At 65.0% G+C, this 10,819-nt stretch carries 11 protein-coding genes; 5 read left to right on the top strand and 6 right to left on the bottom strand.

Translation table 11 applies throughout. The features are described from left to right. From C1D09_RS12300 to C1D09_RS12285, 4 genes are all read left to right on the top strand, one after another. Positions 1–347 (top strand): sugar-binding domain-containing protein (locus C1D09_RS12300; protein WP_281288564.1); only part of this gene is annotated, 347 nt, incomplete at its 5' end. 409 nt (positions 348–756) lie between these two features. Next, positions 757–1,734, top strand: coding sequence for an ABC transporter substrate-binding protein (locus tag C1D09_RS12295; protein ID WP_143974586.1), 978 nt, complete (start codon positions 757–759; stop codon positions 1,732–1,734). 94 nt (positions 1,735–1,828) lie between these two features. Next, positions 1,829–2,890, top strand: coding sequence for an ABC transporter permease subunit (locus tag C1D09_RS12290; RefSeq protein ID WP_143974585.1), 1,062 nt, complete (start codon positions 1,829–1,831; stop codon positions 2,888–2,890). Continuing rightward, positions 2,883–3,638, top strand: a complete 756-nt coding sequence (locus C1D09_RS12285; protein ID WP_143974584.1) for an ATP-binding cassette domain-containing protein — start codon at positions 2,883–2,885, stop codon at positions 3,636–3,638. Before C1D09_RS12290 ends, C1D09_RS12285 begins: the two co-directional genes overlap by 8 nt. An 11-nt stretch (positions 3,639–3,649) precedes the next feature. Here the strand turns inward: C1D09_RS12285 and C1D09_RS12280 are convergent, their stop codons facing one another. The 6 genes from C1D09_RS12280 to C1D09_RS12255 all read right to left on the bottom strand — a co-directional run bounded on the left by C1D09_RS12280 (position 3,650) and on the right by C1D09_RS12255 (position 9,273). Next, positions 3,650–4,156, bottom strand: coding sequence for an L-2-amino-thiazoline-4-carboxylic acid hydrolase (locus tag C1D09_RS12280; protein WP_143974583.1), 507 nt, complete (start codon positions 4,154–4,156; stop codon positions 3,650–3,652). Then, positions 4,153–4,938, bottom strand: coding sequence for an ATP-binding cassette domain-containing protein (locus C1D09_RS12275; protein ID WP_143974582.1), 786 nt, complete (start codon positions 4,936–4,938; stop codon positions 4,153–4,155). Before C1D09_RS12275 ends, C1D09_RS12280 begins: the two co-directional genes overlap by 4 nt. After that, on the bottom strand, positions 4,935–5,732 hold the full coding sequence (locus tag C1D09_RS12270) for an ABC transporter ATP-binding protein (RefSeq protein WP_167514576.1): 798 nt from the start codon (positions 5,730–5,732) through the stop codon (positions 4,935–4,937). The genes C1D09_RS12275 and C1D09_RS12270 overlap by 4 nt, the downstream gene beginning before the upstream one ends. Continuing rightward, the gene (locus C1D09_RS12265) at positions 5,729–6,556 is read right to left on the bottom strand and encodes an ABC transporter permease (protein ID WP_143974581.1); all 828 of its coding nucleotides are present in this window, start codon (positions 6,554–6,556) and stop codon (positions 5,729–5,731) included. The genes C1D09_RS12270 and C1D09_RS12265 overlap by 4 nt, the downstream gene beginning before the upstream one ends. Further along, positions 6,553–7,539, bottom strand: coding sequence for an ABC transporter permease (locus C1D09_RS12260; protein ID WP_143974580.1), 987 nt, complete (start codon positions 7,537–7,539; stop codon positions 6,553–6,555). Before C1D09_RS12260 ends, C1D09_RS12265 begins: the two co-directional genes overlap by 4 nt. Positions 7,540–7,662: 123 nt before the next feature. Continuing rightward, positions 7,663–9,273 (bottom strand): ABC transporter substrate-binding protein, encoded by a 1,611-nt coding sequence (locus tag C1D09_RS12255; protein ID WP_143974578.1) that lies wholly within the window; start codon positions 9,271–9,273, stop codon positions 7,663–7,665. Between the two features lie 373 nt (positions 9,274–9,646). Here C1D09_RS12255 and C1D09_RS12245 point away from each other — a divergent pair. Beyond that, on the top strand, positions 9,647–10,819 hold a 1,173-nt coding region (locus tag C1D09_RS12245), incomplete at its 3' end, for a M24 family metallopeptidase (protein WP_143974574.1).

Raw genomic sequence — 10,819 nt, 5'->3', positions numbered from 1 at the left:
CCTTGTGGGAGAGGACCGATGTCGCGATCGTCGGCATCGGCCTGCCGCATGCCATCAACGCCCCCGAGGCGAGCGCCGCCACGCCGAGCGAGCAGGCGCTGGTTCATGCCGCCGGCGACGTGCTTCGCCATTACTTCGATGCCGAAGGCACGCTGATTGCCTGGGAAGGGGAGAGCCGGATGATCGCCATGTCGCCGGCGCAGTTGCGCGCGGTGCCGCTGGTCATTGGTCTTGCCGCGTCGCCGGAAAAGGCCACGGCGATTATTGCCGCCGTTCGCGCTGGTCTCATCAACACATTGGTGACGGATACCAAGACGGCGCAGGCCATCCTCGCGGCGCTCGCATAACGAATAATCCGGGCAGGACGCCGTCACGAAACCAGTTGTGCCGCCGAACGCCGCGGGTGATAGTCGACCGGGGCTCCTCGGAGCAGTCGGATGCCGTACGGTGTGAAAAGGCCGGCACTGCCAACTCGGAAAATCCGAGTTGCAATTTATTTCTGCAAAGTGTTACAAGTTCTGACGCCCGCCGGCAAGGCGAGGCGTGGGACACAGTTTGCCGGACCTCGCGGAGGTTAGGAACGGGGCTGTGGCCAGGTGCGCCGGCGACTGACCGGCCGACATATCGACTGGAGGGCGCTTGGGAGGAGCTGCCCGCGAAAGGCAAACAGGCGTTCCCGGCCGTCGGTATCCGACGGATGACGGCCATACCAATGTCACTTGCAACGGCAGATCTGCCAACAATGAGGAGGATGTCATGAAGAAAATCGTTGCCGCGCTCGCGGCGCTCGCCGTCAGTGCCGCGGTGCTGATTGCGCCCGCGCAGGCGCAGGACAAAAAATACACCATTGCGCTCATTCCCGGCCTGACCACCGACGGCTTCTACATCACCATGCGCAAGGGGGCCCAGGCCGCGGCCGACGCGCTTGGCGTCAACCTGGTCTTCCAGGGTGCGCCGGACTTCAACCCGGTCACCCAGGTGCCGGTGCTCGACGCGGTCATCGCCAAGAAGCCGGATGCGATCCTGATCGCGCCGACCGACAAGGTTCAACTGGTCGAGCCGCTGCGCAAGGCCAATGACGCCGGCATTCCGGTCATCACAGTCGACACTTTCATCGGCAGCGGCGTCTACCAGACCGGCGGCGGCGGTGCCGATTTCCCGCTGTCGTACATCGCGTCGGACAATGTGCTGGGCGGCGAGATCGCGGCGCGGGCTTTGGCCACGTCCATTGGCGACAAGGGCAAGGTCTACGTCTCGAACGTCAAGCCCGGCATCTCGACCACTGACCAGCGAGAAGAAGGCTTCAAGAAGGAGATGGCCAAGCATCCGGGCATCACCGTGCTGGAAACCCAGTTCAATGACGACGACGCCAACAAGGCCGCTTCGCAGCTGCAGGCGGTGTTCGCGCGCAATCCCGACCTGGTCGGTGTCTTCGGCGCCAATCTGTTCTCCGCGCTGGGTGCCGCCAACGGCGTCAAGCAGGCGGGACAGACCGGCACGGTCAAGGTCGTCGCCTTCGATGCGCCGACCAGCATCGTCGACAACATCAACACCGGCCTGGTCGACGTGGCGATCGCCCAGCATCCGGCCGAGATCGGCTATTACGGCGTCGTCTCGGCCTATGCCCACCTGACCGGCCATTCGATCCCGGTCACGATCGGTACCGGCTTCACGATCATGAACAAGTCCAACATCGCGGACCCGAACATCTCGAAGTATCTCTACTCCGAGTAAGTCCAGCACAGCCTGGCTCCTCCGGTCCGCCGCGAGGAGCCAGCACCGGGTCCCTCATCAATCGAGACCTGCTTGAAGGCGCCGCGGAGTATCCATGACCTCGACTTCACCAGCCCAGCCTGCCGAGAAGCACGTCGCCCCCCAGGCCGATCATGGCGATCCGGCCCGAAGCCTGGTCGCACGCATCGCCGAGGGGCGCGCCTGGCTGTTCCTGGCCGGACTGCTCATCTGTTTCGAAATCTGGTCGCGGCTCGCCTTCGGAGCGACCTTCGTCCTCAACCCGTTCAACCTGCAGTCCATTGCCATCTTCGCCGTGGCGCCGCTGCTGCTGGCGACCGGGCAGACCTTCGTCATCATTTCCGGCGGCATCGATCTGTCGCTCGGCTTCATCATGGGGCTTGCCGCCGTCATCGCCGCGCATGCCACCAACATGGCGGGCGCCGCTATTCCCCTGCCGCTGGCCATGCTGGCCGGCATCCTCGCCTCGGTGATCGTTGCCGGCGTGCCGGGCGTCATCAACGGCCTGCTGATCTCGCGGCTCAAGGTTCCGCCATTCATCGGCACGCTCGGCATGTTCGGCGTCGCGCGCGGTGCCGCCTTCCTGCTTGCCGGCGGCACCACCGTGCCGGTGCAGAACTCCTGGTTCGCGCTGCTCGGCAACGGCAAGTTCTACGGCATCCCTTATCTGGTGCTGATCACCGCCATCTTCGTGATCGTCATGCACTATTTGCTCAGCCAGACCCGCTTCGGCCAGCACAATTACGCCATCGGCGCCAATGTGCAGGCGGCGCGGCGGGCCGGCATCGACATCAGGGGTCACATATTGCGGCTCTATGTGCTGTCGGCGATGTGCGCCGGCCTTGGCGGCGCGCTCTATGCCGCGCGCTTCACGGCGGGCGCCGCTCAGGCCGGCGAACCCTTGCTGCTGGACAGCGTCGCGGCGGTGGTGATCGGCGGCGCCAGCCTGTTCGGTGGCTCCGGCACCATCTTCGGCACGGTCGCCGGGGCGCTGGTGATCGCGGTCATCCAGTACGGCCTGGTCTTCGTCAATGTCGAACCGTTCTGGCAGTTCATTGCCGTCGGCGTCGTCATTATCATTTCCGTCCTTATCGACCAGGCGCAGCGCCGGTTCAGTGGAGCCCGTCAGGATGAATAATACCAACCAGAACGCGCCGCTGCTGGAAGTCCGGAATCTCTCCAAGCATTTTGGCGCCGTGCGCGCGCTCAACGACTTCTCCATGGCCGTGCGGCCGGGCGAAGTGGTGGCGCTGGCCGGTGACAACGGTGCCGGCAAGACGACGCTGATCAAGGCGATCTCGGGGGTGTTCCAGCCAACGGGTGGCGAGATCCTGCTGCGAGGTCAGCCGGTAACGTTCGCGACGCCGCAGGAGGCGCGCGAAAAGGGCATCGAGACGATCTACCAGGATCTGGCGCTCGCCGACAATCTGTCGATCGGCGCCAACATCTTCCTCGGCCGTGAACCGATGCGCAAGGCCTTCGGCTTCCTGCCGGTGCTCGACCGCAAGGCGATGGCCGAAGCGGCCAAGGCGACGATGGGACGGCTCGACTTCCATGTCAGCCGGCTCGAGGCCCCGGTCAGCAATTTCTCCGGCGGCCAGCGCCAGGCCGTCGCCATCGGCCGCGCCGTCTACTGGGATGCGCAGATCCTGATCATGGACGAGCCGACTGCCGCCCTTGGCGTGCCGGAGCAGCGCAAGGTGATCTCGCTGATCCACCAGCTCAAAGCGCAGGGACGCGGCGTGATCTTCATCTCGCACAATCTGCAGGATATCTTTGCGGTGTCGGACCGCATCGTCGTGCTGCGGCGCGGCGTCCAGGCCGGCGAGCGCAAGATTTCCGAGACCAACCACGATGAGGTCGTCAAGCTGATGGTCGGCGGTTAGGTGTGAATTACCTAGCCGGCATCGCGATTGGTCAGCGCGATGTGGCAGCAGCCGGAGCCGTGGCCGGGCGTCCAGGTGACGTTGTCGAAGCGCACGCCGGTCGCCTCGAACAGGCCGCGGTCGAAGGCGCCGGCGATGCGGCAGAGCGTGGCGAGCCTTTCGTCGCCAGCGCCGGCCTCGACCCAGGCGTCTTTCAATGGGCAGCGCTTGACCTTGAAGGCGATGCGGTCGTCGCCGCGTTCGACATCGGTCGGATACATCAGGCCGCCGTCCGGGCTGGCCGCCAGGAAGGCTTCGCCGATGGCGCGTGCATCGTTGGCGCCGAAGCTGGCGAAGGCGGCCGCCGCCACTTCCTTGCCGCGCTGCTCGATGGCACGGATCATGATCGCCTCCGCCTTGTCAGAACCCAGTTCTCCGGTCAGTTCTTCGAGCAACAGGCGGTAGAGATCGGCGCGGTTGCGGAAGGCCGAATCGAGTTCACGCGACAGCTTTTCGGCTCTGGCTTCGGGGTCGGTCATGATGCGTCCTGTGTGGTTCTTTTGAGCCTTGGTGCCGCCGCCACCAACGCCTTGCCGATGGTCGATTGCGGGGCGTCGATGACGGCGCGGGCATCGCCGCTCTCGGCGATCCGTCCGGCATCGAGAAGGATGACGCGGTGGGCGACGGCGCGCACGACGCCGAGATCATGGGAAATGAAGAGATAGGCGATCCGTTCCTGCCTTTGCAGGTCGAGCAAAAGGTCGAGGATCTGTCGGCGTACCGAGACGTCGAGTGCGGAGACCGCCTCGTCAAGCACGATCAACGATGGGCTTGTCGCGATGGCACGGGCGATGGCGACGCGCTGCCTCTGGCCGCCGGAGATTTCATGGATGGCACGGGGCGCGAGATCGGCCGCCAGCCCGACACGCTCGAGCAGGGCAGCGATGCGGCGCGGCCGCTCGGTGCGGGAGGCGATATCATGGATGCGCAAGGGATCATCAAGGACACGTGCCACGGTGGCGCGTGGGTTGAAGGCGGCAAGCGGGTCCTGGAACACCATTTGCAGACGCGCGCGGCGCGCTCTGAGCGTTGCACCGCGCAAGGCCAGGAAGTCATCGCCCTCGAATTCAATGGCGCCGGCGTCCGGCTCGATAAGGCGCAGCACCAGCCGGGCGATCGTCGACTTGCCGCTGCCGGAAGGGCCGGCCAGCGCCAGTGTCTCGCCGGGCTCGATGTGAAAAGAGACGTCGTCGACCGCGACGACGGTCTTGCCGCCGCGACGGTAGCGTCTGGTGAGATTGGACACGGCGAGCAGACTCATACGGCGGGCCCGGCTCGGTTCAGCAGTGGTGCGGAGTCGAGGCCGATATGGGCGTCGAGCAAGGTGCGGGTGTAGGCTTGCGTCGGGGCGTCGACAATCCCTGCCGTCGTGCCGCGTTCGACGAGTTGGCCATGGCGGAACACGGCGATACGCTCAGCGAGTTCCGCCGCCAGCGCGATGTCATGGCTGATGAACAGCAGCGTCATGCCGTCCTCGGCCACCAACTGGCGGATCAAGGCGACGATCTGTGCCTGCACGATGGTGTCGAGCGCGCTGGTTGCCTCGTCGGCGATCAGCAGTTTCGGCCCGGCCGCGATTGCCGCGGCAATCGCCACGCGCTGCGTCTGGCCGCCGGAGAGCTGATGCGGGAATGCGTGCACGGCCGAGTCCGGGTCGGGAAGGCGGACGCGTTCGAGCAGGGTTTTGGCCCTGGCGTCTGCCTGGGACCACGTGAGGCCGAGATGGGTGCGGGCGACTTCGGCGATCTGTTTGCCTATGGTCATCACCGGATCGAGGCTGGCCGATGGATCCTGGAAGACGAAGCCGATGTCGCGGCCAAGGAGGGGGATGCGACCAAGGCCGGACCATTCAATTCTCCCGCCAACCGCTGAAGAAGCCGGCAGCAACCCCGCAATCGCCAGCGCCAGCGTGCTCTTGCCGGAGCCGCTTTCGCCGATGACGGCCAGACGCTCGCCGGCCACGATGTCGAGGCTGATGTTGCTTAGGGCCGCCACCGCGTCGCCGCCGCGGCGATAGGTCACCGTCAGGTCGCGGATCGAAGCCAGCGCAATCACGACAGGCCTCTCCTGACTGCTGTCGTCTCGACAATGCCTTCACCGGCGAGATAGACGCCCAGCACTGTCAGCACCAGCGCAATGCCTGGCACGATCGACAGGAAGGGCGCGGTGCGCAGAACGGCGCGGCCCTCGGCGATCATTCCGCCCCAGGTGACGCGGTTGGGATCGCCGAGGCCGAGGAAGGACAGCGCCGCCTCGGTGAGGATGGCGGCGGCGACGATCACCGAGGACATTGCCAGCACCGGCGGCAAGGCATTGGGCAGCACTTCGCGAAAGGCGATTTCGAGTGGGTGCATGCCGATGGCACGTGCACTGGCGACATAGTCGCGTTCGCGAATGGAGAGGACTTCCGCGCGGGCGATACGGGCCGGGCCGGGCCAGGTGCCGAGCGCGATGGCAATCACGACGACGCCGAGCGATGGGCCCACGACGCTGACGAAGGCCAGCGCCAGCAGGAAGCTCGGCACGGTCTGGAAGGCATCGGTGATGCGCATCAGTACTTCGTCGACGAGGCCGCCGGCAAAGCCGGCAAGCGTGCCGACCACCGAGCCGATGGCAAGTGCCGCCGCGGCAGCCGCAAGCCCGACAGCGAGCGAGGCGCGGGCGCCGTGAAAGAGTTCGGCCAGCACGTCGCGGCCGAGCCGATCGGTGCCGAGCGGCAGCGACCAGTCCTGGAAGGGCGGCAGCAGCGCCGGGCCGGCGATGGCTTGAGGATCGCCGGGAAAGAGCAGTGCGACGAGCGCCATCGCTATCAGTGCGGCCAGCAGGATGGCACCGGCGACCGCCTCGGGGGTGCGCAGGAAACGGCGGGCCGGGCTCATGCGCCGGCCTCACCGGCACCGACGCGCGGATCGAGGAAGGCATAGGCGATGTCGACCAGCAGGTTTATGACGACGACCAGGACGGCGCTGGTGAGGATGATGCCGAGCAGCAGAGGCGTGTCGCGCGAAGCCACCGCTTCCTGTGCCAGCCGGCCGAGACCCGGCACGGAAAAGACGCTCTCTATGACGACGCTGCCGCCCAGCATCTGCGCTGATTGCAGGCCGAGCATGGTGATGAGCGGCAGCAATGCATTGCGAGCGACGTGGGCGAGTACGAGGCGGCGGCGCGACAACCCCCTGGCGCGGGCGGCGAGGACAAAATCCTGCCGCCAGGCCTCGGCCATGCCGGCGCGCATCATGCGCAGGTAGAGCGCGAGATAGATGAAGCCGAGCGCGGCTACCGGCAGGATGAGATGAGTGGCGATGTCGGCGGCGCGGTCGACGCCGGTCTTATCCGAAGCGAGCGTCTCGATGCCACCGATGGGAAGCCAGCGCAGGTCGACGGCAAAGATCACAATCAGCACCAGGCCGAGCCAGAAACCCGGCACGGCATAAAGCGCCAGCGAGCCGATCGACAGGAAACGGTCGCGGGCGCTGCCGGGCCTTGCGCCGGCATAGATGCCGAGCGCGGAACCCAGGCCGAAGGACAGCGCGGTGGCGCTGACCATCAGGAGCAGCGTGTTGGGCAACCGTTCGAGAATCACGTCGCGGATCGGCCTGGCGAAGGTCACCGACTGACCGAGATCGAGATGCAGCAGCGCCCAGAGATAGTTGGCGAGCCGCGTCAGTTCCGATTGGTCGAGGCCCCAGCGATGGCGCAGCAATTCGATCATGCCGGCGTCGCCGCCGGTCGAGACGATATACGCGTCGACGGCATCGCCGGGGGCAGCTTCGAGCAGCACGAACGTGCCGATGACGACGATCAGCAGCACGAAGACGCTGCCGACGACACGGCGGCGGAGAAGCATGAGGGCGCGGATCATGACCGCCTTACCCTCCCCACAAAGGGAGAGGAGGTGAGTGCTGTCAGGCAGGACAGGAGGGGGCGCAAGGGAACTCTCATTCTCGAAGCTGAGCACCCGGGTTCACGATGCGCAAGCTGGAGGTCAACCTGCCAGATACGTGTCCGCCCAGTTCGACACCGCCCAGCGCGGATTGTTGGCGATATTGCCAACCGTGTCGCGCGCGACGCTGATGAAACTCCATTCAGCAACGTTGATCAGCGGCAGGTCGGCCGCCACCTCCTTCTGGAACTCCTTGTAGAGGTCGGTACGGGCCGATGTGTCGAGCGTCTCGGACGCCTTGGCAATCAGCGCGTCGAGAGCGTCATTCTTGTAGCCGCCCTGGTTGGAGAACGGCACGCCATCGGGAATGCCGCTCTGCACCAGGATGGTGGTCGAGATCGCCGGGTCGCCGCGGAACACCGGCGGGCCGACGGCGAGGTCGAAGGCGTGGTCGGTGTAGACGGCCTTGATATGCGCGGCGGAGTCGTTGTTGACCAGCTGCGCGTCGATGCCGATGGCCGCGAGTGCCTGGCGCAGGTAGTCGCCGAACTGCTTGGTCTCGTTGAAATAGGGTGCCGGCAGAAGTCTGAGCGAAAAGCGGTTGCCGTCAGCACCTTTCTTGTAGCCGGCCTCGTCGAGCAGCGCGTTGGCCTTGGCGACGTCGAAGGCATAGGTCGGGACATCGGCGGTGTAGAATTGTGGATCGTTCTTCGGTACCGGGCCGGTGGCGGTCGCGGCATAGCCGAGGAATACCGTCTTGACGACGAAGTCCTTGTCGATGGCGTGCGCGATCGCCCGGCGCACTTTCAAATCGGCCAGTTCCTTGCGGCGATGGTTGATCTCGACGACGAGCTGGTAGGTCAGTCCTTCATAGCCCTTGGTGATCACCTTCAGGCCGGGCACCCTGGAGATGCGGTCGAGATCGGCCAGCGGCACGGCGGAGAAGGCGGCGAGCTGAATCTCCTCGGCTTCCAGCGCGCTGGCGGCCGAGGTGCGGTCGGGCAGCACCTGGTAGATGATCTCGTCGAGATAGGGTTCGTCCTTGCCCCAATAGTCCGTGTTCTTCGTCAGCCGGTAATACTGGCCGGCCTTGTACTCGCCGAACTTGAACGGGCCGGTGCCGATCGGCGCGGTGTTGGCCGGGTTGTCCTCGATCTTGCCGACCTCGTAGATGTGTTTCGGCACGACGCTGCTCAGCGCCGGCAGTGCGTTGCGGATCAGCTGGAACGGCGTCGGCTTGGCGAACCTGAAGACCGCGGTGAGATCATCAGGCGTCTCGACGCTGGCCAGATCCTTGAACACCGTGCGGCCGAGATTCTGCAACGGTTTCCAGATCTGCAGCGCCGAGAAGGCGACATCGGCCGAGGTGAACGGCTTGCCGTCATGCCATCTGACGCCGTCGCGCAGCTTGAACGTCGCCGACAAGCCGTCGGCGGCACCTTCCCAGCCCAGCGCCAGGCGTGGCGCGAGCCCGTCCTTGCCGTCGAAGGAGGCTTCGGCCAGCGTCTCGACGATCTTGCTGGAGATGAAGAAGACGCCGTTGGAGGCGACGATCGCCGGGTTGAGGTTGCGCGGCTCGGAATCGGCGGCGAGCACCAGCCGGCCGCCCTTCTTGGGCGTCTGCGCCCAGCCGAAGTTCGGCATGGCCGTGGAGGCCAGCAAAATCGCCGAGCCAGCAAGCATCTTGCGTCTCGAAATCGTGAAACCCGACATGACCGAACTCCGTCCTCTCCGCGACCCGATCGGCGCGACAACACCCCTCGAATGCCGGCGCGTGCATCGGCATCCTTGCGAGAGCGATTATGGGCCTTGTCATGGGTTTCGCCAGAGACGGAATTGGCGCATCCTTGCTTGGCTTTGAAATTTCCGTCCGCTGGACCAGCTTGGAAGAACGGGTTCAATTCCAGATATCTGGTAGGACCAGATTCGATGAATGCTTGACGGATGACGCGTTGGTGACTGTCCGGTTGCGCCGTTGGCAACGTTTCTGGCTGGACCAGAGCGGGCAAAATGGTGCAGATTTGATCCACAGCTAGGGATTGGCAGCGCAACAGCGTCGATCCCAGGCAAATTCAGGGAGAGAGAGATGAACATTGCGCCGGGCAAGAATGCCGTCAGCAATATTCCGTTCGACCAGGCCAGGGTCGACCGGCTGATGGAGGAGGCCGGCATCGATGTGCTGCTCGCGACCTCCAAGCACAACACGCAATATCTGCTGGGCGGCTACAAATTCATCTTCTTCGCGGCCATGGATGCGATCGGCCACAGCCGCTACCTGCCGATCGTTGTCTACGAAAAAGGTGGACCGGATCACGCGGCCTATATCGGCAACCGCATGGAAGGCGGCGAGCATCAAAACAACCCGTTCTGGACACCGACGCTGCATACCGCCTGCTGGGGCACGCTCGATGCCGCCAACCTTGCCGTCGAACATCTGCAAAAGATCGGCAAGACAGGCGCGCGCATCGGTATCGAGCCTGGCTTCCTGCCGTCGGACGCCTACACGCTGATCCGCAAGGCATTGCCGGAAGCGAAGCTGATCGACGCGACCGACATGCTGGAGCGCATGCGCGCCATCAAGACCGACGCGGAGCTGGAGAAGCTGCGCACCGCCTCCGAGCTGATCACCGATTCCATGCTGGCGACGATTGCCTGGGCGCGGGAAGGCACGACCAAGGCCGAGATGATCGAGCAGATCAGACGCGAGGAGACCAATCGCGGCGCGCATTTCGAATATTGCCTGCTGACGCTGGGCTCCAGCCACAACCGCGCCGCCTCGCCGCAGGCGTGGAAGAAGGGCGAGGTGCTGTCGATCGATTCCGGCGGCAACTATCACGGCTATATCGGCGATCTCTGCCGGATGGGCATTCTGGGCGAACCCGACGCCGAGCTGGAGGATCTGCTGGCCGAGGTCGAGACCGTGCAGCAGGCGGCGTTCTCCAAGGTGAAAGCCGGCACGCTGGGCGGCGACATGATTTCGCACGCCGAGGGTGTGCTGAAGGCCTCGAAGGTGGCGCCCTATACGGATTTCTTCGCCCACGGCATGGGCCTGATCACGCATGAGGCGCCGTTCCTGATGACCAACCACCCGGTGGCCTATGAAGGGACCTATGCGGCAAAGCCGCTGGAAAAAAACATGGTGCTGTCGGTGGAGACCACCATGCTCCACCCGACACGGGGGTTCATCAAGCTGGAGGACACGGTTGCCGTGACGGAGACGGGCTATGTGATGTTCGGAGACCGGGGTCGGGGATGGAAC

The sequence above is a fragment of the Mesorhizobium intechi genome (genome assembly GCF_002879535.1).
In the GTDB taxonomy this organism is placed as follows: Bacteria; Pseudomonadota; Alphaproteobacteria; order Rhizobiales; family Rhizobiaceae; genus Mesorhizobium; species Mesorhizobium intechi.
Note: the sequence above shows the minus strand (reverse complement) of the source record. Positions and strands in the feature narration are given on the sequence as shown.